The organism is Pseudomonas sp. Fl5BN2 (genome assembly GCF_009908205.1).
Taxonomy (GTDB): Bacteria; Pseudomonadota; Gammaproteobacteria; order Pseudomonadales; family Pseudomonadaceae; genus Aquipseudomonas.
In genome coordinates this window covers 72,964-96,024 of record NZ_JAAARL010000007.1, presented here as the reverse complement: position 1 = coordinate 96,024, position 23,061 = coordinate 72,964, and the positions used below count along the sequence as shown (strand labels likewise).

General features: G+C 63.1%; 18 protein-coding genes. 11 read left to right on the top strand and 7 right to left on the bottom strand.

Features of this window, described 5'->3' with window-relative positions; translation table 11 throughout:
• Positions 1-2: 2 nt before the first annotated feature.
• Positions 3-2,258, bottom strand: a complete 2,256-nt coding sequence (locus tag GV819_RS11910; RefSeq protein ID WP_161756280.1) for an Orn/Lys/Arg decarboxylase N-terminal domain-containing protein — start codon at positions 2,256-2,258, stop codon at positions 3-5.
• A gap of 146 nt (positions 2,259-2,404) precedes the next feature.
• Positions 2,405-3,142: a DNA polymerase III subunit epsilon gene (gene dnaQ / locus GV819_RS11905; RefSeq protein ID WP_161756279.1), complete on the bottom strand. Its 738-nt coding sequence runs from the start codon at positions 3,140-3,142 to the stop codon at positions 2,405-2,407.
• 195 nt (positions 3,143-3,337) lie between these two features.
• Between dnaQ and GV819_RS11900 the strand changes: the two genes are divergently transcribed.
• Positions 3,338-3,661 carry a DUF2388 domain-containing protein gene (locus GV819_RS11900; protein WP_161756278.1) on the top strand — a complete coding sequence of 108 codons (324 nt, stop codon included), beginning with the start codon at positions 3,338-3,340 and terminating at the stop codon, positions 3,659-3,661.
• Between the two features lie 150 nt (positions 3,662-3,811).
• Entirely contained in the window at positions 3,812-4,762 is a 951-nt protein-coding gene (locus GV819_RS11895; RefSeq protein ID WP_161756277.1) for a glycerophosphodiester phosphodiesterase family protein, read from the top strand.
• A gap of 16 nt (positions 4,763-4,778) precedes the next feature.
• On the opposite strand, the gene rnhA is transcribed toward GV819_RS11895, so the two are convergent.
• Complete coding sequence (gene rnhA, locus GV819_RS11890) at positions 4,779-5,231, bottom strand: ribonuclease HI (protein ID WP_161756276.1); 453 nt, start codon at positions 5,229-5,231, stop codon at positions 4,779-4,781.
• 130 nt (positions 5,232-5,361) lie between these two features.
• The gene (locus GV819_RS11885) at positions 5,362-6,120 is read right to left on the bottom strand and encodes a methyltransferase domain-containing protein (RefSeq protein WP_161756275.1); all 759 of its coding nucleotides are present in this window, start codon (positions 6,118-6,120) and stop codon (positions 5,362-5,364) included.
• Positions 6,121-6,185: 65 nt separating this feature from the next.
• Between GV819_RS11885 and gloB the strand changes: the two genes are divergently transcribed.
• The 9 genes from gloB (at position 6,186) to GV819_RS11840 (ending at position 18,265) form a co-directional block, all read left to right on the top strand.
• Positions 6,186-6,953 carry a hydroxyacylglutathione hydrolase gene (gloB, locus tag GV819_RS11880; RefSeq protein WP_161756274.1) on the top strand — a complete coding sequence of 256 codons (768 nt, stop codon included), beginning with the start codon at positions 6,186-6,188 and terminating at the stop codon, positions 6,951-6,953.
• 99 nt (positions 6,954-7,052) lie between these two features.
• Entirely contained in the window at positions 7,053-8,483 is a 1,431-nt protein-coding gene (locus GV819_RS11875) for a transglycosylase SLT domain-containing protein (RefSeq protein WP_161756273.1), read from the top strand.
• 225 nt (positions 8,484-8,708) lie between these two features.
• Positions 8,709-10,538, top strand: coding sequence for an extracellular solute-binding protein (locus tag GV819_RS11870; protein ID WP_161756272.1), 1,830 nt, complete (start codon positions 8,709-8,711; stop codon positions 10,536-10,538).
• Positions 10,535-12,388: an extracellular solute-binding protein gene (locus GV819_RS11865; RefSeq protein WP_161756271.1), complete on the top strand. Its 1,854-nt coding sequence runs from the start codon at positions 10,535-10,537 to the stop codon at positions 12,386-12,388. Before GV819_RS11870 ends, GV819_RS11865 begins: the two co-directional genes overlap by 4 nt.
• A 1-nt stretch (position 12,389) precedes the next feature.
• Positions 12,390-13,463: a microcin C ABC transporter permease YejB gene (locus GV819_RS11860; protein WP_161756270.1), complete on the top strand. Its 1,074-nt coding sequence runs from the start codon at positions 12,390-12,392 to the stop codon at positions 13,461-13,463.
• Between the two features lies 1 nt (position 13,464).
• On the top strand, positions 13,465-14,484 hold the full coding sequence (locus tag GV819_RS11855; protein WP_161756269.1) for an ABC transporter permease: 1,020 nt from the start codon (positions 13,465-13,467) through the stop codon (positions 14,482-14,484).
• Position 14,485: 1 nt separating this feature from the next.
• On the top strand, positions 14,486-16,096 hold the full coding sequence (locus GV819_RS11850) for an ABC transporter ATP-binding protein (protein ID WP_161756268.1): 1,611 nt from the start codon (positions 14,486-14,488) through the stop codon (positions 16,094-16,096).
• Positions 16,097-16,118: 22 nt separating this feature from the next.
• Positions 16,119-16,913 carry an enoyl-ACP reductase FabI gene (fabI, locus tag GV819_RS11845; RefSeq protein ID WP_161756267.1) on the top strand — a complete coding sequence of 265 codons (795 nt, stop codon included), beginning with the start codon at positions 16,119-16,121 and terminating at the stop codon, positions 16,911-16,913.
• A 143-nt stretch (positions 16,914-17,056) separates the two neighbouring features.
• On the top strand, positions 17,057-18,265 hold the full coding sequence (locus GV819_RS11840) for an MFS transporter (protein ID WP_161756266.1): 1,209 nt from the start codon (positions 17,057-17,059) through the stop codon (positions 18,263-18,265).
• A 64-nt stretch (positions 18,266-18,329) separates the two neighbouring features.
• Here the strand turns inward: GV819_RS11840 and GV819_RS11835 are convergent, their stop codons facing one another.
• The 3 genes from GV819_RS11835 to GV819_RS11825 all read right to left on the bottom strand — a co-directional run bounded on the left by GV819_RS11835 (position 18,330) and on the right by GV819_RS11825 (position 22,946).
• Positions 18,330-19,298: a GGDEF domain-containing protein gene (locus tag GV819_RS11835; RefSeq protein ID WP_161756265.1), complete on the bottom strand. Its 969-nt coding sequence runs from the start codon at positions 19,296-19,298 to the stop codon at positions 18,330-18,332.
• 101 nt (positions 19,299-19,399) lie between these two features.
• Entirely contained in the window at positions 19,400-20,590 is a 1,191-nt protein-coding gene (locus tag GV819_RS11830; protein WP_178125987.1) for an NnrS family protein, read from the bottom strand.
• A gap of 268 nt (positions 20,591-20,858) precedes the next feature.
• A complete protein-coding gene (locus GV819_RS11825; RefSeq protein ID WP_161756263.1) occupies positions 20,859-22,946 on the bottom strand; it encodes a PTS sugar transporter subunit IIC/EAL domain-containing protein in 2,088 nt (695 codons plus the stop codon).
• Positions 22,947-23,061 lie beyond the last annotated feature (115 nt).

The following is a 23,061-nucleotide window of genomic DNA, read 5'->3' as shown; positions in this document are numbered from 1 at the left end:
CCTCACGCTTTCACACAATCGACGGTGTACTGCCGCCCATCGCCCTGATCGTCATGTTGCAGCCCGTGCACATCGGCGACGAACCCCGGGAAGCTGCGGTCAAACGCCCGGGCAAACGCCAGGTAGTCGATGATCGAGCGAGTCGACTCGGTAAAGCGCTCGCCGGGCATGATCAGCGGAATGCCCGGTGGATACGGCACCAGCATCACCGCGGCAATACGACCCTGCAATTGATCGATGGACACCGCCTCCACCTCGCCACGCACCAGATGGTCGTAGGCGTCGGCAGGCTTCATCGCCACCTCCGGCAACACCGTGTACATGCGCTTGAGGTGCTTGGCCGTGGCGTTGCTGCGGTAGCAGGCGTGCAACTGGTCGCACAGGTCCTGCAGGCCCATGCCCTGATACCGCACTGGGGCCTGGCCAGCCACGCTGGGCAAGCAGTTGGCGAGGCTGGCATTGGCGTCGTAGTTGCGCTTGAACTCCAGCAATTCGGTGAGCAGCGTGCTCCACTTGCCCTTGGTAATGCCCATGGAGAACAGCACCAGGAACGAATACAGCCCGGTCTTCTCCACCACCAGCCCGCGCTCCCAGAGGAACTTGCTGACCACCGCCGCAGGAATCCCGTGCTCGCTCAGGGCCCCGCCTGCGGTAAGTCCCGGCATCACCAGGGTGACCTTGATCGGGTCAAGCAATACGTAGTCGTCGGTGACACCGGCAAAGCCGTGCCACTCGCCTTCGGGCTCCAGCAGCCAGTCGCCGGTGCGTACCTGATCGATGCCTTCGACCCGCTCCGGCTGCCAGATCGAGAACCACCAGTCATCCGCCGCAATGTTCTGCCGCAGATTGGCCAGGGCGCGTCGGAAGCTCAGGGCCTCATCGAACATTTCCTGCAACAGCGAGCGCCCCGCCGGCCCTTCCATCATCGCCGAGGCCACATCCAGGGAGGCAATGATGCTGTACTGCGGCGACGTCGAGATATGCATCATGAAGGCTTCGTTGAAGCGATCCCGGTCCAGCTGCCGGGCGCCGCCGTCCTGGACATGGATCATCGACGCCTGGCTGAAGGCCGCCAACAGTTTGTGAGTGGAATGGGTGGTGAACACCAGGGGGCTATCGGCCGAACGCGAAGTGCCCATGCCGTAGCGCCCGGCGAAAAACTCGTGAAAGGCCGCATAGGCATACCAGGCCTCGTCGAAGTGCAGCACCTCGACGCTGTTGCCCAGGCTTTGCTTGATCAGCTCGGCGTTGTAGCACAAGCCGTCGTAGGTCGAGTTGGTGACCACCGCCAACTTGACCTTGGGCGCCCGGCCACGGGTCAGAGGGTTGGCGTCGATCTTGGCCTGGATCGACTCCGGGCTGAACTCGCTCAGGGGAATCGGCCCGATGATCCCCAACTCGTTGCGTTCAGGACACAGGTACAGGGGAACCGCCCCGGTCATGATGATCGAGTGCAGCACCGACTTGTGGCAGTTGCGGTCCACCAGCACCAGGTCATCGCGGCCAACCATCGAGTGCCAGACGATCTTGTTGGCGGTGGAAGTGCCATTGATCACGAAGAAGGTGTGATCGGCGCCAAAGTTGCGCGCTGCCCGGGCCTCGGCCTCGGCCAGGGGGCCGGTGTGATCCAGCAGCGAGCCCAGCTCTGGAACCGACACCGACAGGTCCGAACGCAAGGTGTTTTCGCCGAAGAACTGATGAAATGCCTGCCCCACCGGGCTCTTGCGATACGCCACGCCACCGCCGTGCCCCGGAGTGTGCCAGGAATAGTTGGAGTCGGCGGTGTGCTGCACCAGCGCCTTGAAGAACGGCGGCAGCAGGCCATCGAGGTAATTGCGCGCAGCCCGAGCCACTTGCCGGGCCAGGAATGGCACCGTGTCTTCAAACAGGTAGAGAATGCCCCGCAACTGGTTGAGCTCGCTCATGGCATCGGCGGGGGCGTTTTCCAGGGTCATCTGCTCCCCCAGGGCGAAGATCGGCAACAGTGGCGCACGCACTCGGGCCAGGCGGATCAGCTCCACCATGTTCTGCAGCAGATGGGTATTTTCCCCGGCGCCTTCAGCGGCGATCAGCATGCAGGCCAGGCCGTGATGAGTAGAGGCTACCAACCGTCCTTCGGCGTAGTTCACCGCGGAAAAAATGCTGAATCCGTCCTTCTCCAGCTCCTGGACGATGCCCCGTACCCGATCCCCAGCGACCGTATCGGCCTTGATGTCGCGATGCACGATCAGGATCGGAAACTGCAGGTCTTTATACATGGGGCTGGACGTCCTGAGGCAGCGGGTTGGCCCCGCCAATCAACTCAGGGTAGAAGCTCCGAGCGCTTCGTGTCACCCCGGGCAAGGAGAGGGTGTAAGAAAACGTCGCTCAGGGACAATTGGCGGCTACAGAAGCCGCACATGGTTTACTGCTGGGCTTCAAGCAGCTGGGTCCACAACGCCGGGGCACCGGCAGACTTGGCGATGATCTCCAAGCGAGCCTGGTGCTCGGCCAGCTCCGCTGCGCTGGCCTGGATGATCCGGCCATGTGGGCGATCGGCAGACAAGCGGCGGATCTCCGAAGCCCGGCCCATGCCATCGCCGTCCGAGGCATTGCCCGCCAGGGACAGGCTGGTCTGGCCGCCGGTCATGGTCAGGTAGACGTCGGCCAGGATCTCCGAGTCGAGCAAGGCGCCGTGCAGTTCACGGCCGGAGTTGTCGACGCCGTAGCGTTTGCACAGGGCATCCAGGCTGTTGCGCTGCCCCGGATGGCGCTCACGGGCCATCATCAGGGTGTCGAGGATGCTGCAGTGCTGGGTGATGTCGGCCCGCTCGTGCTGGCCCATCAAGGCGAATTCGTTGTTGATGAAGCCAACGTCGAACGCCGCGTTGTGGATGATCAGCTGCGCGCCCTGGATAAAGTCGAAGAACTCGTCGGCGACTTCGGCGAAACGCGGCTTGCCCACCAGGAACTCGTTGGTGATGCCGTGGACGCCGATGGCGCCCTCATCGCTCTCGCGATCCGGTTGCAGGTAAACGTGAAAGTGCCGCCCGGTCAGGCGCCGACCGAGCAACTCGACGCAGCCGATTTCAATGATCCGGTGGCCGTCGGTCACCGGCATACCGGTGGTTTCGGTATCGAGTACAACAGATCTGGTGGCCATCAGTGGTCAGCTCTCAACGGTGGAAGTGTTTCAAAGCGCGGGATTTTAGCACGCTCTGGCGGCATGACGCGCATGACCGATTCGACCGGCAACAACCTGCGCAGTTTTTAACAATCCTTCGCAAAGCTCATGCAGTTCCTCCCACAGCAAAGCGCTAGGGTGCCCGACGATATTTTCCACGGACCCTGCCCAACCATGCCCCCCAGCAAAACCCGACTGGCCTGTGTGCTCTGTGCCTGCCTGTTCGCCGAGTTCGCCCAGGCCAGCGCCCTGGTGATCAGCACCGACATCAGCATGAGCCTGACCCTGAGTTCAACCCAAGGCAGCTCCAAAGCCAGCAGTTCATTCAAGGACGACAAACTCGTGCTCGCCGCCAGGACCGATGCCGCGGCCTTTGTCGCCAGCGCCGGCGAGATCCGCAGCGCCCGGCTGGAAGCCGCCCTGCAGCACATTCGCCAGGGGCTCGGCGCCGTGCCCCATACCGACCTGCAACTGGCCAGCGCCATGCTCGCGCTCTGAGCCTGCCGCCTCCTGACAGCCAACGGGGCTAATTCGTCTCGCACACCCGGCGTTTCTTTATATGAGCCAGGCCATTGCGCTACCGTACGGCCTCACTCAGGCGCACGGGCGATACCCGGCCTTGCCCTCATGCCCAGGAACCGTCCGCCCATGTTCGTGACTCGACAGATGCTCCCTCTGTTACTGGCCCTGGCCGGCATCAGTGGCTGTTCTTCCCCTCCAACCACCGACAGCAACACCGGACAACGGCCGCTGATCGTCGCCCATCGTGGCGGCGCCGCGGACTTTCCCGAGAACACCCTGCTGGCCATCGACAACGCCTTGCGCAATGGCGCCGACATGCTTTGGCTGACGGTGCAACTAAGCCGCGATGGCGTGCCGGTGCTGTACCGTCCCGCGGACCTGAGCGCCAATACCCAGGCCCGCGGCGCGGTCAACGAACACACCCTGGCGCAGTTGCAGGCGCTGAACGCCGGCTGGAACTTCCGGCAGACAGCGGCCAATGGCCAGGTGACATATCCCTACCGCGACCAGCCAGTGAGCCTGCCGTCATTGCGCCAGGCGCTGGCGGCGATCCCCGACTCGGTACCGGTGATTCTCGACATGAAGGCCTTGCCGGCCGCTCCCCAGGCCCTGGCCGTCGCCCGGTTGCTGGAGCAGTTGCAGGCCTGGGACCGGGTGCTGATCTATTCCACCGATGCCAGCTACCAGCAGGCTTTCGCGGCCTATCCCCAGGCCCGGCTGTTCGAATCCAGGGACAGCACCCGGGATCGCCTGGCCAGCGTAGCCCTCGCCCACAGCTGCAGCGCGCCGCCCGCTCCAGGCACTTGGGTGGCCTTCGAGTACCGGCGCTCGGTGCAGTTGGTCGAGAGCTTCACCCTGGGCGAAGCCCGCTCCCGGGTCGATGCCCGGCTGTGGACGCCCGTCGCGGTGGATTGCTTTCAATCGAAGGGCCAGGTGCGCATGCTGGCGATCGGCATCAATACCATCGAGGACTATCAGGCGGCCGCCTGCCTGAAGATCGATGCCGTGCTGGTGGATTCGCCCCGGGCGATGAGGGACATGAGGCAGCGGCTCGAACGGCCGCTGCCTTGCCACTGACTGCCCGCTCAGGGCATCAGGGCTGCTTGTAGCCGCGGACCTCGTCAACGCCGCGGTTGGCCAGCTGGTCGGCCCGCTCGTTGCCGTGATGGCCGGTGTGGCCGCGTACCCATTTCCAGGTGACGTTGTGGCGGTTGACCTGCTCATCCAGTTGCTGCCACAGGTCGGCGTTCTTCACCGGCTCCTTGGCCGCGGTCTTCCAGCCGCGCTTCTTCCAGTTGGCCATCCACTCGTTGATGCCCTTCATCACATACTGCGAGTCGGTGACCAGCAACACATCGCACTCACGCTTGAGTTCTTCCAGGCCGCGAATCGCGGCCATCAGCTCCATGCGATTGTTGGTGGTGTTGGCCTCGCCACCCCAGAGTTCTTTCTCGATCCCCTTGCACACCAGCAATGCGCCCCAGCCACCCGGGCCGGGATTACCCTTGCAGGCGCCGTCGGTAAAGATTTCCACGCTATCGCTCATTCACGCCTTCCATCAAAAAATTGCCATGACCCAGCCGAACGGAATCGGCAAGGCCCAAGGCCGAGAGGCTCGGCCGGGTTTATATCGAGAGGCTCGGCCGGGTTTATATAAAGAGGGTTTCGACAGGTCATCAGGGTTCGCTGTTACGCCGATTGACCTTGGCCATGGGCAGCGGCACCAGCTTGCCCATCGGTTCGCGCCGCACCTGGCGGACCGGACGCAGGCCCACGGCAATCTTGCGCGCCACCAGGAGATAGAAGCCGCCACCGGACAGTTGCCAGCGTCCAGCCCGGCGCTCCCAGCCCGCCAGTCGCGCCTGCCATGCTGGCGACGCAAGCGGCGGACGATAGCACCCGAAGCGGCGTTTCTCCAGCGCAAAGCCCAGCAGGTTGAGCCAGTCGCCGACCCGCGACGGGGCAATGCAGCGAGCCTGGCGCAAAGCATCATGGGCGAAGACATGGCGCAAGCCCCAGGTGCTCCAGGGGTTGATCCCGATAATCAACAAGTGGCCACCAGGACGCACGCTGCTGGCCGCCTCTCGCAACAGGCCGTGAGGCGACAGGCAGAAGTCCAGGCCGTGCTGCAGCACCACCACGTCGGCAGCGTGCTCACTCAAGGGCCAGGCCTGTTCCTCGCAGACAATCTCGACCCCGGGCAACGGCGCACCCAGCCGTACATTGCGCTGCACCTGGGGCGCCGACGGCGGGGTTTGCGCCGAAGGCCCGTAGTGCACCAGGTAGCCGCCGAAGAAGCGCCCAAGCTCTTCTTCAAGCATGCGCCGCTCTTCATCCAGCAGGAGTTGCCCAATGGGGCCGGACAACCAGTCCCGGGCAGCACTGATCAGGGCCAGCCAGTCGGGATCTGCCTGAGCGAAGGCTTTATCGGTCATTGCATTCTCCAACACGCCAAGAAGCTCTAAGATGCGCCATTGTTTTCCGCTTGGCGAATTCGACGATGATACAGATCAGTGCCCTGCCCGCCTTCACCGATAACTACATCTGGTTGTTACAGGATCACCGCAGCCAACGCTGCGCAGTGGTCGACCCGGGGGATGCGGCACCGGTGCTGGCCTGGCTGGAACAGCACCCGGGCTGGGTGCTCAGCGACATCCTGATCACCCACCATCACCACGATCACGTCGGCGGCGTCGAACGCCTGAAGCAACACAGCGGCGCCACGGTGTACGGCCCGGCACGGGAAAAGATCCCCGGCCGCGACGTGGCCCTGGACGACAACGACCGCGCCAGCGTCCTCGGCTGGGACTTCGAGGTGTTCGCCGTGCCCGGCCATACCTTGGGGCATATCGCCTACTACCACCACGGGCTGCTGTTCTGCGGCGACACGCTGTTCGCCGCCGGTTGTGGGCGCCTGTTCGAAGGCACGGCGCAACAGATGCATCAGTCCCTCGGCCGCCTCGCCGCGCTGCCGGACGACACCCTGATCTATTGCACCCACGAATACACCCTGAGCAACCTGCGCTTCGCCCAGGCGGTCGAGCCGAGCAATCCGGACATCGCCCAGCGCCTGGAGAAGGTCACCCAGATGCGTGAGCACGGGCAGATGAGCCTGCCGTCGACCCTGGCCCTGGAGAAGCTGACCAACCCTTTTTTACGCACCGGCGAAACATCTGTTAAACAAAAAGCGGACGAACGGACCGGCCAGGATAACCCGTCGCAGAGTGCGGTTTTTGCGGCCCTGAGAGCCTGGAAAGATAAGTTCTAAGCAGGCTATCGATTGGTACAGAAATTCTGAATGGTTGACCGCACCCCGGGTGCTTCCTAGAATCGCCCGACATTTTTGCCCGGAACTTACTTCCAGCCAATGTCGTCATCTATTCGTTATTCCATCAGTTCGGACGCATTGACGCGCTTGGCCCAGGCCATCGCGGTAGCTGTGTCAGCGACTCTTGCGGGCTGCCAAAGCACCGGCCATGCCCCGCAGAGCGACGCGACACACACCCAGAATTTCAACGCCCGCATCAAGCAAAAACCCATCTGGCTGAGCAAAGAACCCAGCCCGCAAGTTTCCCAGGACGTCTGGGAACGCATGCGCCAGGGGTTCCAACTGCAAGACGGCCTGGGCGTCAACCCGCGTATTGAACAACAACGCCTGTGGTTCGCCAGCAACCCTTCCTTCCTGGAAAACGCCGGCGAGCGCGGCAGCTTGTATATCCACTACATCGTCGAGCGCCTCGAAGAGCGCAACATGCCGCTGGAACTGGCCTTGCTGCCAGTGATCGAAAGCGCCTACAACCCGATGGCCTATTCCCGGGCCGATGCAGCGGGCCTGTGGCAATTCGTCCCGGCCACCGGCCGCTACTTCAACCTGCGCCAGACCCGTTTCTACGATGGCCGCCGCGACATCACCGCCTCGACCACCGCGGCCATGGACTACCTGAGCCGCCTGCACGATATGTTCAACGGCGACTGGCTACTGGCACTCGCGGCCTACAACGCCGGCGAAGGCACCGTGAGCCGGGCCATCGAGCGCAACGAGAAGCTCGGCCTGCCCACCGACTACTGGAACCTGCCGCTGCCGGCAGAAACCCAGGCTTACGTGCCCAAGCTGCTGGCCTTGTCCCAGGTGGTACTGACCCCGGAAGCCTACGGCGTCAATCTCAACCCGATTGCCAACGAACCCTACTTCCAGGTGGTGGAAATCAACCAGCGCATGGACCTGTCCAAGGTCGCGGCGGTGGCCAACATTGACGAGGACGAGCTGTTCCAGCTCAACCCGGCGTTCAAGCAGCGCACCACCATCGATGGCCCGCAACACCTCTTGGTACCCACCTCCAAGGCACAGCTGCTGACCACCAGCCTGTCCACGATGAAACCTGAAGAGCTGATCAGCAAGCGCTCCCTCAAGCCGGTGTTCGACCGCGATGACGGACGTGACTCGCTGCGGCCCAAGCGTCTGTATCGGGTCAAGAACGGCGACAATCTGACGCTGATCGCCAAGGCCAACAAGGTCGACGTCCAGGACCTGCAACGCTGGAACAAGCTCAGCGGCAAGAACCTCAAGGTCGGCCAGACCCTGGTCATGCAGGACACCCGCAAGGTCGCCAGCAAGAAAACCAGCGTGGCCAGCAGCGGGAAAAAGAAGTCGACCCAGTACAAGGTCAAGCAAGGCGACTCGCTGTATATGGTGGCCAAGCGTTTCAACGTTGAAATGCAGCACCTCAAGCGCTGGAACCCGCGTGCCGCCCAAGCCCTCAAACCAGGCCAGATGCTCACCGTCTACCTGTCGCATTAAGGTCTTGAGCCTGTAGCCGCTGGCTGGCCGGCGAACCACGCAGCACCCAGGCGGCTGCACCGCTGGTTCGCTGGCAAGCCGGCTCCTGCAAGACCTTTCCAAGCCTTTACCGCCCCCCTCAAGGGAATTGCGCAACGCCTGCGCAAGCGAGCTTTTTCCTGCGGATACAAGCTGTTACTGTACGGAGCACAAAGCCCAAGTCGCCTGGATCGGATCTCTGACTCGATGCGTCCCCTCCTTCTGCTCTTCATCAGTCTGGCCTTGAGCTTTCCTGCAAGCGCAACGATCACTGAAAGTCATGGTTATGCGCAGTTTGGCACGCTCAAGTACCCGACAAAATTCACCCACTTCGACTGGGTCAATCCCGTGGCGCCCAAGGGTGGCACCTTGCGGGTCATGGCCTTTGGCACCTTCGACACCCTCAACCCCTACACCTTCAAGGGCACCAGCCCGATCACCACGCCGAACTTCCTGCAGTACGGGGTCAACGAGCTGAATGAGCCGTTGATGGTCGGCACCGGCCTCTACGCGCCTTCTGGCGACGAACCCACTTCCAGCTACGGCTTGATCGCCCGCTCCGTGGAATACAGCGAGGACCGCAGTTGGGTGGTGTTCAACCTGCGCCCCGAAGCACGCTTCCACGACGGCAAACCGATCACGGCCTACGACGTGGCGTTTTCCTACCGCCTGCTGCTCAAGGAGGGCCATCCGCAATACCGCACCAACCTGCAAGAAGTGCAGCGGGTGGACATCCTCGGCCCGCAACGCATCCGCTTCGTATTCAAGCGCGCCGGCAACCCCCTGCTGATCCTGCGCCTGGGCGAACTGCCTGTGCTGCCCCAGCACTACTGGAAAGACCGCGACTTCAAGGCCACCACCTTCACCCCGCCCCTGGGCAGCGGCCCCTATCGCATCAGCCAGGTGCAGCCCGGGCGCCAACTGTTGTTCGAACGAGTGAAGGACTACTGGGGCAAGGATTTACCGGTCAACCGCGGCTTCAACAATTTCGATCGGGTCGAGGTGGAATTCTACCGCGACAGCGACGTCGCCTTCGAAGCCTTCAAGGCCGGTGAGTTCGACATCTACATCGAGCACCAGGCGAAAAACTGGGCCAACGGCTACAACTTCCCGGCGGTCAATCGTGGCGATGTGATCAAGGCCCAGGTCGCGCACCAGATTCCGACCCAGACCCAGGGCCTGTTCATGAACACCCGGCGCAGCACCTTCGCCGACATGCGGGTGCGCGAAGCGCTGGGAATGATGTTCGACTTCGAGTGGACCAACCGCACCCTGTTCAGCGGCGCCTACCAGCGTGCCCTGAGCTACTACCCCAACAGCGAGTTCTCCGCCACCGGAGTGCCGGTGGGCCACGAATGGCTCCTGCTCTCGCCCTATCGCGAGCAACTGCCGGCCGCCCTCTTCAGCCAGGCCTTCAGCCTGCCCCGCACCGACGGCCGCGGCATCCCCAGGGAGACCCTGCGCCGGGCCCTGGGCCTGCTCGCCGAGGCTGGCTGGAAGCTCAACGGCCAGCGCCTGCAGAACAGCGCCGGACAACCCCTGCGCTTCGAGTTGATGCTGGTCAACCCCAACCTGGAACGGATTCTCCAACCCTATGTGGAGAACCTGGCCAGCATCGGCATCGATGCCCGCCTGCGCACCGTGGACCGGGCGCAGTACAAGCAACGCCTGGATCAGTTCGACTACGACATGATCCTCATGACCCTCAACCAGACCCTGAGCCCGGGACTGGAGCAATGGCAGTACTTCCACTCCAGCCAGGTCGGGGTCAAGGGCAGCAAGAACTACGCTGGCATCAATCACCCGGTGGTCGATCACCTGCTGGAGCAACTGCTGGCGGCCCAGAGTCGCGACGAGCAACTGGCTGCCGGTCGGGCCCTGGACCGGGTGCTGCTGTGGCAGCACTACATGATTCCTAACTGGTACCTCAATTATCACCGCCTGGCCTACCGTAACCGGTTCGCCTTCGTCACCACGCCGCCCTACAACCTGGGGCTCAATGCCTGGTGGCTGAAGTCTTTGGAGAACACCCAATGATGCCTTTGCGTGCCCTGTTCCTGCGCACCAGCGGCTTGTTGTTCGGCGTCATCGCCTGCTGTGCCCAGGCTGCGCCACAACATGCCCTGACCCTCTACGGCGAGGCGCCGAAGTACCCGGAGAACTTCCAGAACTTCGGCTTCGTCAACCCGGATGCACCCAAGGGCGGGACCTTCCGCATGGCCGGCTTTGGCAGTTTCGACAGCCTCAACCCGTTCATCAGCAAGGGCGTGCCCGAGCTCAATATCGGCCTGATCTACGACACCCTGATGGCCCAGAGCCTGGATGAGCCGTTCACCGAATACGGACTGGTGGCGGGCAAGATCGAGAAGGCCCCGGACAATAGCTGGGTGCGCTTCTACCTGCGTCCCGAGGCCCGCTTCAACGACGGCCAGCCGCTGCGAGCCGAGGATGTGGTGTTCAGCTTCCAGACCCTGATGAGCGCCGGCTCGCCGCTGTACCGCGGTTACTACGCCGACGTCGACCAGGTGATTGCCGAAGACCCGCTGCGGGTGCTGTTCAAGTTCAAGCACAACAACAACCGCGAGTTGCCGCTGATCCTCGGCCAGTTGACCATCCTGCCCAAGCACTGGTGGGAACACCGGGACTTTGCCAAGAGCAACCTGGAAGTGCCCCTGGGCAGCGGCCCCTACCGGGTGAGCGAGGTCAAGGCCGGGCGCTCGATCCGCTACGAGCGGGTCAAGGACTACTGGGCCAAGGACCTGCCGGTCAATCGCGGTTTCTACAACTTCGACACCATTACCAGCGACTACTACCGCGATAACACGGTGGCCCTGGAAGCCCTCAAGGCCGGCCAGTTCGACTACTGGCTGGAAATGAGTGCGAAGAACTGGGCCAACGCCTACAACACCCCCGCCGTGGCCCAGGGCCGACTGATCAAGGAACAGATCGCCAACGGCAACCCCACCGGCATGCAGGGTTTTGTCTTCAACACCCGGCGCCCGATGTTCCAGGATGTGCGGGTGCGCCATGCCCTGAGCCTGCTGCTGGACTTCGAGTGGAGCAACAAGCAGCTGTTCAACGGGGCCTACACCCGTACCCGCAGCTACTTCGAGAACTCGGAAATGGCCGCCACCGGCCTGCCGGGGCCTGAGGAGCTGGCCATCCTCGAACCGCTGCGAGAGAAGATTCCCCAACAGGTGTTCAACGAGGCATTCTCCCCCTCGGTGTGCGACGGCAGCGGCATGATCCGCGCCCAGCAGCGGCGCGCCTACCAGTTGCTGCAGGAAGCCGGCTGGCACATCGTCGACGACAAGATGGTGGACGCCCAGGGCAAACCGCTGGTGATCGAGTTCCTCCTGGCCCAGACCGAGTTCGAACGCGTACTGCTGCCGTTCAAGCGCAACCTCAGCGACCTGGGGATCGATCTGGTGATCCGTCGGGTCGACGTGTCCCAATACATCACCCGGGTGCGCTCGCGGGACTTCGACATGATCGTCGGCAGCTTCCCGCAATCCAACTCCCCGGGTAACGAGCAACGAGAGTTCTGGATGTCCTCCAGCGCCGACAAGCCCGGTAGCCGCAACTACATCGGCCTCAAGGACCCGGCCATCGACAGCCTGGTGGAAAGCCTGATCAACGCCGACTCGCGCACGAGCCTGGTAGCCCACGCCCGCGCCCTGGACCGAGTCCTGCAATGGGGCTACTACGTGATCCCCAACTGGCACATCAAGACCTGGCGCGTAGCCTACTGGGACCATATCGGCCACCCGCAAGTCGCGCCCAAATACGACATCGGCATCAACACCTGGTGGATCAAGCCCGGCGCCAAGCCGGCCGTGGATCCGGCTGCGGACAACCAGGCGGCCCCGGCCGAAACGGTGTATTGAGATGCTGGCCTATATCGTTCGCCGCCTGCTGCTGATCATCCCCACCCTGCTGGGCATCCTGCTGATCAACTTCGTGATCATCCAGGCCGCCCCCGGTGGCCCGGTGGAACAGATGATCGCCAAGCTCGAGGGTTTCGAAGGCGCCACCAGCCGCATCGCCGGCGGTGGCGCCGAAGTCTCGGTGGCCGGCTCCAGCTACCGCGGCGCCCAGGGCCTGGACCCGGCCCTGATCAAGGAAATCGAGCACATGTACGGCTTCGACAAGTCGGCGCCGGAACGCCTGTGGATCATGATCAAGAACTACGCCACCCTGGATTTCGGCAACAGCTTCTTCCGTGACGCCAAGGTGGTGGACCTGATCAAGGAAAAATTCCCGGTGTCGATCTCCCTGGGGTTGTGGAGCACCCTGATCATGTACCTGGTGTCGATCCCCCTGGGGATCGCCAAGGCCACCCGCCATGGCAGCCACTTCGACGTCTGGACCAGCTCGGCGATCATTGTCGGTTACGCGATCCCGGCCTTCCTGTTCGCCATCCTGCTGATCGTGGTGTTCGCCGGCGGCAGCTACTTCAACTGGTTCCCCTTGCGCGGCCTGACCTCCAACGACTTCGACCAGCTGAGCTGGGGCCGCAAGATCCTCGATTACTTCTGGCACCTGGCGCTGCCGGTCACCGCCCTGGTGATCGGCCACTTCGCCACCATGACCCTGCTGACCAAGAACAGCTTCCTCGACGAGATCAACAAGCAATACGTGGTCACCGCCAAGGCCAAGGGCCTGACCCAGCGCCGGGTGCTCTACGGCCATGTGTTCCGCAACGCCATGCTGCTGGTGATCGCCGGTTTCCCCTCGGCCTTCATCGGTATCTTCTTCACCGGCTCCCTGCTGGTGGAAGTGATCTTCTCCCTCGACGGCCTGGGCCTGATGAGCTTCGAAGCGGCGATCAACCGCGACTACCCGGTGGTGTTCGGCACGCTGTTCATCTTCACCCTGCTGGGGCTGGTGGTGAAGCTGATCGGCGACCTGACCTACACCCTGGTGGACCCACGCATCGACTTCGACAGCCGGGAGCATTGAGATGAACCTGTCCCCCCTCAATCGCCGGCGCTTCGAGCGCTTCAAGGCCAACAAGCGCGGCTGGTGGTCGCTGTGGCTGTTCCTGGTGCTGTTCATCCTGAGCCTGGGCGCCGAGCTGATCGCCAACGACAAGCCGCTGGTGGTGCACTACGAAGGCGGCTGGTACTTCCCGGCGCTCAAGCGCTATCCGGAAACCACCTTCGGCGGCGAGTTCCCCCTGGAAGCCAACTACAAGAGCCCCTACATCCGCGAGTTGCTGGCGCAGAAGGACGCCTGGGTGCTCTGGGCGCCGATTCCCTTCAGCTACCAGAGCATCAACTACGACCTGCGCGTACCAGCGCCGGCACCGCCCTCGGCGGACAACCTGCTGGGCACCGACGACCAGGGCCGCGATGTCCTGGCGCGGGTGATCTACGGCTTTCGCGTGTCGGTGCTGTTCGCCCTGACCCTGACCATCCTCAGTTCCATCATCGGCGTCATCGCCGGGGCGCTACAGGGTTTCTACGGCGGTTGGGTGGACCTGGTGGGCCAGCGTTTCCTGGAGATCTGGTCCGGGCTGCCGGTGCTCTACCTGCTGATCATCCTCGCCAGCTTCGTCCAGCCAAACTTCTGGTGGCTGCTGGGGATCATGCTGCTGTTCTCCTGGATGAGCCTGGTGGACGTGGTGCGCGCCGAGTTCCTGCGTGGGCGCAACCTGGAGTACGTGCGTGCGGCCAGGGCCCTGGGCATGCAGAACGGCGCCATCATGTTTCGCCACATCCTGCCCAACGCCATGGTCTCCACCATGACCTTCATGCCCTTCATCCTCACTGGCGCCATTGGCACCCTGACCGCCCTGGACTTCCTCGGTTTCGGCCTGCCCCCGGGCGCGCCCTCCCTGGGAGAACTGGTGGCCCAGGGCAAATCCAACCTGCAGGCGCCGTGGCTGGGCATGAGCGCGTTTGCCGTGCTGGCGCTGATGCTCAGCCTGCTGGTGTTCATCGGCGAGTCCGCCCGCGATGCCTTCGACCCGAGGAAATGACATGACCCAGGACAACCTGATCGAAGTCCGCGACCTGGCGGTCGAGTTCGTGGCCGGCGAGCACCGCCAGCGGGTGGTGGAAGGCATCAGCTTCGACATCAAACGCGGTGAAACCCTGGCCCTGGTGGGTGAAAGCGGCTCCGGCAAATCGGTGACCGCGCACTCGATCCTGCGCCTGTTGCCCTACCCCCTGGCCCAACATCCGTCCGGCGTCATCAACTACTCCGGACATGACCTGCTGACCCTGAGCGAGAAGAGCCTGCGGCATATTCGCGGCAACCGCATCGCGATGATCTTCCAGGAACCCATGACCTCGCTGAACCCACTGCACTCGATCGAGAAGCAGATCAACGAAGTTCTGGGCATCCACAAGGGTTTGAGCGGCAAGGTCGCCACCCAACGCACCCTGGAACTGCTGGAGCTGGTGGGCATTCCCGAGCCGCACAAGCGCCTCAAGGCCCTGCCCCACGAGCTGTCCGGCGGCCAGCGGCAACGGGTGATGATCGCCATGGCCCTGGCCAACGAGCCAGAGCTGCTGATCGCCGACGAGCCGACCACGGCCCTGGACGTCACCGTGCAGTTGAAGATCCTCGAGCTGCTCAAGGAGCTGCAGGCGCGCCTGGGCATGGCGCTGCTGCTGATCAGCCACGACCTGAATCTGGTGCGGCGCATTGCCCACCGGGTCTGCGTCATGCAGAAGGGTTGCATCGTCGAACAGGCGGCCTGTGAAGATCTGTTCCGTGCGCCGCAGCATCCCTATACCCGGGAACTGCTGGCGGCGGAGCCCAGCGGCCTGCCCGCGACCAATGAAATCGGCCCGCCGCTGCTGGAAGTGGACAACCTCAAGGTCTGGTTCCCGATCAAGAAAGGCCTGCTGCGCAGCACCGTGGATCACGTCAAGGCCGTGGACGGCATCCACTTCAGCCTGCCCCAGGGCCAGACCCTGGGCATCGTCGGTGAAAGCGGCTCGGGCAAGTCGACCCTGGGCCTGGCGATCCTGCGGTTGATCGCCAGCCAGGGTGGGATTCGTTTCGAAGGCCAGCAGCTGGATGCCCTGACCCAGCAACAGGTACGGCCGCTGCGGCGGGAAATGCAGGTGGTATTCCAGGACCCCTATGGCAGCCTCAGCCCGCGCATGAGCGTGAGCCAGATCGTGGGCGAAGGCTTGCGCATCCACAAGATAGGCAGCGAACAGGAGCAGGAACACGCGATCATCGAAGCGCTCAAGGAAGTGGGACTGGACCCGGAAACCCGGCACCGCTATCCCCATGAGTTTTCCGGTGGCCAACGCCAGCGCATCGCCATCGCCCGAGCCCTGGTGCTCAAGCCGCGGCTGATCCTGCTGGACGAGCCGACCTCGGCCCTGGATCGCACCGTACAACGCCAGGTGGTGGAACTGCTGCGCAGGCTGCAGAGCAAATACAACCTGACCTACTTGTTCATCAGCCATGACCTGGCGGTGGTCAAGGCCCTGAGCCACCAGTTGATGGTGATCAAGCACGGCCAGGTGGTGGAACAGGGTGACGCGCGCAGTATCTTTGCCGTCCCACAACATCCATACACACGGCAATTGCTGGAAGCCGCCTTCCTGGCTCCGGCAAGCGCCGAATAATCTGCAACAGGAGTAGCAACCTATGGGTTTTCTCGCTGGGAAGCGTGTGCTGATCGTCGGTGTCGCCAGCAAGCTGTCGATCGCCTCCGGCATTGCCGCCGCCATGCACCGTGAAGGCGCCGAGCTGGTCTTCACTTATCAGAACGACAAACTCAAGGGCCGGGTCGAAGAGTTCGCCACAGGCTGGGGCTCAAGCCCCGAACTGTGCTTCCCTTGCGATGTGGCCAGCGACGAGCAGATCGCCCAGGTCTTCACTGAACTCGGAAAACAATGGGACGGCCTGGACTGCATCGTCCACTCCGTGGGTTTTGCTCCCGGCGACCAGCTCGAAGGCGACTTCACCGACGCCACCACCCGTGAGGGCTTTCGCATTGCCCACGACATCAGCGCCTACAGCTTCGTGGCCCTGGCCAAGGCCGGTCGCGAGCTGATGAAGGGCCGCAACGGCAGCCTGCTGACCCTGTCCTACCTGGGCGCCGAGCGCACCATGCCCAACTACAACGTGATGGGCATGGCCAAGGCCTCCCTGGAAGCTGGCGTGCGCTACCTGGCCGGCTCCCTGGGCCCTGAAGGCACCCGGGTCAACGCCGTCTCCGCCGGGCCGATCCGCACCCTGGCCGCCTCGGGGATCAAGAACTTCCGCAAGATGCTGGCAGCCAACGAAGCGCAAACCCCGCTGCGGCGCAACGTCACCATCGAAGAGGTCGGCAACGCCGGCGCCTTCCTCTGCTCGGACCTGGCATCCGGCATCAGCGGCGAGATCATGTACGTTGACGGCGGCTTCAACACCACCGCCATGGGCAACCTCGAAGAGTAACCCTCGCTGGCTGGCCTTGGGCAGTGCTGGCACCGCCCAAGGCCTTGCGGGTGCAAAAACCCGGCCCGGTGCAAGGATGAAGTGCCGCGGCTTTTTTGAGCGCGATGCCCACCGCGTGACGTTCAACCAATCAGGACTTAGCGATGCCTGAAGCAAAGGATTGCCAACCCGCGACCAGCAAGTTCGCTGCCGTGGTACTGCTGATGACCATGGTCATGCTGGGTGTATTCCCGATTGACGTCCTGCTGCCCTCCTTCCCTTCCTTGTCTCGGCACTTCGGCACCACAACGTCGGACATCGCCTTGTCCGTCAGTCTGTTTGCCGTCGGCATTTCCCTCTCGCAATTGCTGATTGGCCCCTTGTCCGATGCTCTCGGCCGCAAGAGCCTGCTGCTGGCCGGCATGCTGGTCTCGACAGTCGGCGCATTGGGCTGCGCCTGGGCCACGGACTACTCTTGTTTCCTGCTGTTTAGGCTGGTCCAGGCGCTGGGTTGTGGCTGTTTCGTGCTGTCCCAGGCGCTGGTCCAGGACCTGTTCATCGGCAAGCAGCGCGAGCGCCTGCGAATCCTCATGGTGACGGCCAGTGGGGTGTGCATTTCCGTCTCACCGCTGGCCGGCACACTGTTGCAGGAGTGGCTGGACTGGCCAGGCAGCTTCTATCTGTTCAGTGCCATTGCCGCGCTGGCGTTCTTCAGGGCCCTGGTATCGCTGGACAACCCACCCGTCCCTCTCACCTCGCAGCGCATCCAGATCTTCAAGGCCTACCGACAGCTCTGCAGTCACTTCAGCTTCATGGCCTACTGGCTCATTTGCGCCATCGTGTTTGCCTGCCACTTCTCCTTTATCGTGGTCTCGCCGCTGATATTCATCGAGCAGCTGCAGATGAGCAGCTATGAGTTTTCACTGATGCTGCTGCTCTATGGTGCGGCCTATGTCCTGGGCGGCACCCTCGCGGGGGTGCTGAACAAACGCCTGCAATCCACCACGCAGATCGTCACCGGGCTGTACCTGATTCTCTTCGCCGGGCTGAGCATGGCGTTGCTGTCGAGCCAGTACGGCCTGACCCCGGCAACAGTGCTGGTACCCATGATCATCTGCACCGCAGGCACCACCATCGCGCGCCCGGCGGCCACCTCCAGGGCCATGGAGGTGTTTGCCGACTACGCCGGCACATCGGCCTCGGTGGGCAATACCCTGATCTTTATCAGCGGCGGGCTGATCAGCGCCCTGGTCAACCTCAGCCCTTATGGCCTGCAGTTGACCCTGGCCATCAGCTTTGTGCTCCTGAGCAGTGTTGGCTTGCTGATCAACGCAGGCATCAACCGTCGCGCCAAGGTGCCCAGCCTGGCATGAAGCCTGGGCCAGGCCCTGGGCAAGCGACTGTCACATTAGTCGGCAAAGGACTCGCGCCCCAAGCCTAGTGGGCTTTCTTCAGTGCCTGCTTGTGCAGGTACATGGCCTTGTCGGCATCGGCCAGCAGTTCTTCGATACCGGCGTGGCGCTCCGGGTCGTATTCGATCTGCCCCACGCTGAAGCGAATGTCATAGCCACGCTTGAGGGTGGCATTACGCTCATCGAGAATTTCCCCGAGGCGGCTCACGATCCCCGAAGTCTCGAGATGATCGGCGGCAGTCAGCAGCGCCACGAATTCGTCCCCGCCCAGGCGTCCGATCACGTCGCTCTCGCGAAAGGCGATGCGCAGCACGTCGGCAAAGGTCTTGAGTGCCGCATCGCCTTCGGCATGACCGTAGGTGTCGTTGATCTGCTTGAAATCGTTGAGGTCGAAAAACAGCAGGGTCGCCGGTTTCTCCAGCCGCTTGCACACGCCCAGGGCATGCCGGGCCAGGGCCTCGAACCCACGGCGATTGGACAGCAGGGTCAGCTCATCCATGCTGGCCATCTGCACTGCCGCCAGCTCCTGCTCAGCCATGCGGGCCAGGTCCCGCAACAGCGCACGGTCCTCATCATCCAGGTCCCGGGGCTTGAGATCGATCAGGCACAAGGTACCGAGCTTGCTGCCATTGGGCACGGTCAGCGGGCAACCGGCGTAGAAGCGGATCCCCGGTTCACCCACCACCAGCGGGTTGTCATGGAAACGCTCATCCAGCTCGGCGTCGCAGACGGTGAGGATCTGGTCGCCGAGAATCGCGTGGCCGCAGAAGGAAATGTCCCGTGGTGTTTCGCTGGCCTCCAGGCCCGCGCAGGACTTGAACCATTGACGCTCGGCATCCACCAGGCTGACCAGGGCGATGGGTACGTTGAACAGACGCTTGGCCAGCCGGGTCAGGCGGTCGAAGCGCTCCTCAGGCGAGGTATCGAGGACGTTCAGCTCCCGCAGGGTCTGAATCCTCAGGGCCTCATTATTGGGTTTGCTTGGATACAACATCGCTGACTCCATTCGCGGTTGAGAACGCAAGCTTAGTCCAATTTGACCGCTCCCCCCGCAGGTAACGATGTGGTCCGGAGGCCAGCAGACGACTGAAAATTTCAGACCCGCGCCGTCAACAGGATGCGGGCGTAGCCGCCAACGAATACCGCGAATGCCAACGCGCCCAGCAGTGCCGAAAGCCCCAACCCCAGGCTACTGAACGGCACCAGCAGGACCCGACACAAAGCCCCCAGGAACAGCAGCGCAAAACCACCCGCCATGCTCCGCGACACCTGCAGCGGCCGGCCACTGTGACCGAGGCTGACCCGAGCCACCATGCCCAGCACCAACCCGCTCAAGCCGCCCACTGCCAGGGCATGGGTCACCAGGCTCTGCGGCAGCGGCCAGCCCAGGTGCCAGAGCGCCATGCCCAGGGTCGCCAGCGCCAGCCACAGGTACGCCAGGTACAACGACCAGAGCAACGGCAAGCGCCACAGCCCCGGCTGGTGCCAACGCCACAAGCGCCAGCAATGCAGGGCCGCCAGCAAGGCAAACAAAGGCATCAGCCAGAGCCGTGGCGCGTCACCGCCGCCGACGGCCATGGACAACGCCGCCAGCAAGCTGCCGATCAACAGCACTCGGGTTGGCCAGGGCGACGCCGCAGGGGTCGGCGGCAGATTGAGGCCGCGCTGGATGAAAAACGGAATCACCCGCCCGCCGATCACCGTCATCAGGGTCGCCACCAGCCACAGCGCCCCCAACTCTCCACGCCGCTGCCAGATCTCGTGCTGCCCCAACAGCCCCCACATCACCAGCGCCTGAAACACCGCGAGCAATCCCAGCACCAGCACCATGGGGTAGTTTTCACGTTTGCCGGCACGCCACAACTCATGCCCCACCACTGCGGCCAGCAACGGCATGAACGCCAGTTGCAGCAGCACAAACAGCGCCGGCGGCATCGGCAGCCACCAGGCCAGCCGTGCCAGCAGCCAAACCAGCCACAACAGAATCAACGGCGTACGGCTGAGGCCCGGGCGCCCGGTCCAGTTGGCCACTGCGGTCAGCAGGAAACCGGCAATGATCGCCACGGCGAAACCGAACAGCATCTCGTGACGGTGCCATGCCAGCATTCCGGCAACCGGTTCCCAGCGGGTCCAACCGTGCAGCCACAGGCCCCAGCCCGCCAGGGCAATGCAGGCGAACCCGGCGCCAGCGAGGAAAAACGGCCGGAAGCCCAGGCTCCACAGCGGTTGCGCGGCCCATTGCCGCCAACGTTCAGACACAGTCACAAGCAGACTCCCCCAGGACATTGAGCCAAACGCGGCACAGGCAGCGGCCAATTGCAGTAGCGAATCATCGTCAGGGCTCCTTGGCCAGTCAGTGGCCCAGTAGAACAATCACTTTTCATGCCAGGACAATGCCCCCGGAAAACCGGGCACTCGCACAGAAATGAGTCATTACGACTACATGCAGGCAAAGTCATAATGACTCGCAAAAGAGTCAATAGGACTTCAAACGATGAGATTCGGGGCACGCAGCCTGACGGACCTGGCAACCTGCGGCCCCGCCAGGCCCGATTCAGTCTTCGTTGGCGGCCATGGCGTTACGTGCCCGCTGACTGACAAAACCGGGAATCTGCTCCCCCGGCAAGGATTTGCTGAAGTACCAGCCCTGGATGATCAGCTCCGAGGTGGACTGCAGAAATTCCAGCTGCTCGCGGGTTTCCACGCCTTCCACGACCACCTTGAGCTTGAGGGTCTCGCAAAAACGCAGCAGGCCATTCAACACCTGGGCGCCCTTGGGTTCGCGTTGTGCCAGGACAAAACTGCGATCGATCTTGATCCCGTCCACCGGGAACTGATGCAGGTAGCTCAAGGCAGAGAAACCGGTACCGAAATCATCGATGTAGACCCGGGCGCCGAGGGCATGCAGCTTGCCGATCCACTGCTGGGTCAGCAACGCGTCGCCGACCAGGGCGTCCTCGGTGATCTCCACCGAGACTTGGCCCCGGGCTCGGGCGAGAATCTCCAGCAGCCGCTGGCCATGCTCCGCCGAGGCCAGGGTGGCGCTGGAGATATTGATGGTGATCGGCAACTCAAAGCCGATCCTGCTCCAGGCCAGGTGCTGGCGCACCGCCTGGGAGGCCACCCAGAAATCCACCTCGGGCATCATCCTGGCCTGCCCCAGCCATTGCAGCAGCTCCCAGGGCGACTGCACCTTGCCCTCACGGTCCCTGGCACGGATCAATGCCTCGCAGCCAGTGCACAACCCACTGCCCTTGGCCACCTGGGGCTGGTATTCCAGGTGAAAGTCGTACTCGCTCAATTGCTGGATGCGCGCCAGCTGCAAGGATTGCTGGGCCGCCTGTTTGTAGGAGGCCACCACCGGGTCCAGCTCGAACAACCGGCCGCGCTCCTCCAAGCCACGGAAGGTGGTGTCGAAGGTCTTCAGGTAGACCTGGTCGGAGCGTTCGCCCTGGCGCTGGATGCTGCGCACATAGGGCATGTAGATCAGCGCACCGATCCCCAGCAGCACCAGTTGCAGGACCACCGCACCCCAGTCGCCCTGGGTGCTGAGGTAGGCATTGAGCAGTACCGGCGCAGTGAAGGGCACGCTGACCAGCGCCGGGCTTACCCAGCCCAGTTGCACCACCGTCAGCGCCAGGCAGACATTGACCATCGGCACCAGCAGGAATGGCACCAGCAGGCGCGGGTTGAGGATGATCGGCAGTCCGAACAGCAGCAGCTCATTGACGTTGAACAGCGACAACCCCAGGCTCGCCAGGGCCAGCAGACGCATGGAACGACTCTTGGAAAAACCGAGGATCGCCAGCACCAGTGCCAGGGAGCCGCCGGAGCCTCCAATAAACGCGAAACAGCCCAGCAGGCCACTGTTGAGGGCAAACCGCAGCGGTTGCCCGGCAGCCTGGTCCGCGGCATTCAGCGCCACCGCCTGATCCATCACATCCATCAACGGTTGCATCGCGTAGGTGCCGTGAATGCCGAAGAACCACAGGAGCGAGTTGGTGGAGGTGAGGAGTATCGCGTTCAGATAGGGATTTTCCAGGCGACTGATTTCCATCGGCCGCTGGATGTAGGCGAAGTCATGGATCTGCAGCAGCAATTGCAGCATGCACACCAGCACCACGGACGTCAGGAGCCCCGGCAACACCATGTTGATGGTGCCCTTGAGGTTGTGCCCCACCAAGCCCTCGTCCACCAGCCGAGTCCAGCGCCGACGGTGCAGCCAGGCCATGGCCGGGACATTGATCAGGGGCGAGGCAATGGCAATGAACAGGACGAAGGTCGCCGAGGCCAACGGGTAATCGCGCATCAGGTAGATGGCGATCACCACATGGGACAGGCAGAGAAAGGCCACCGGCAACTGCGGTAGCCGGTGCTGGACCGCCAGCATGTAGCCGATCGAAGCCGCCACCAGCAAGGGAATGATCGAACTGATCCGGGTATGCAGGCCGGTCAGCAGCTCCACCAGGGTACTGGGGGCGCCCAGGGCCTGGGCACATTGAGCAAAGATCAGGAACACCGCCGAGACCAGCAGGCAAGGCAATAGCCAGAGCAGGCCCTCGCGAATCGAGCGCAATGACTCGGCGCCCGCCAGGAGCGCCAGGCGGTGGGTGAAAAACAGCTTGTACCCCAGTTGCCGCATCAGCCTTACCCCTCTGCCACTGCACGCCGATATCTCGCAGACGGTCCCTATCGAATCATGGCAATGGCGTTGCCGCGTCCGGCCATGGCGATGGGATGCAAGCGAAGATACCACT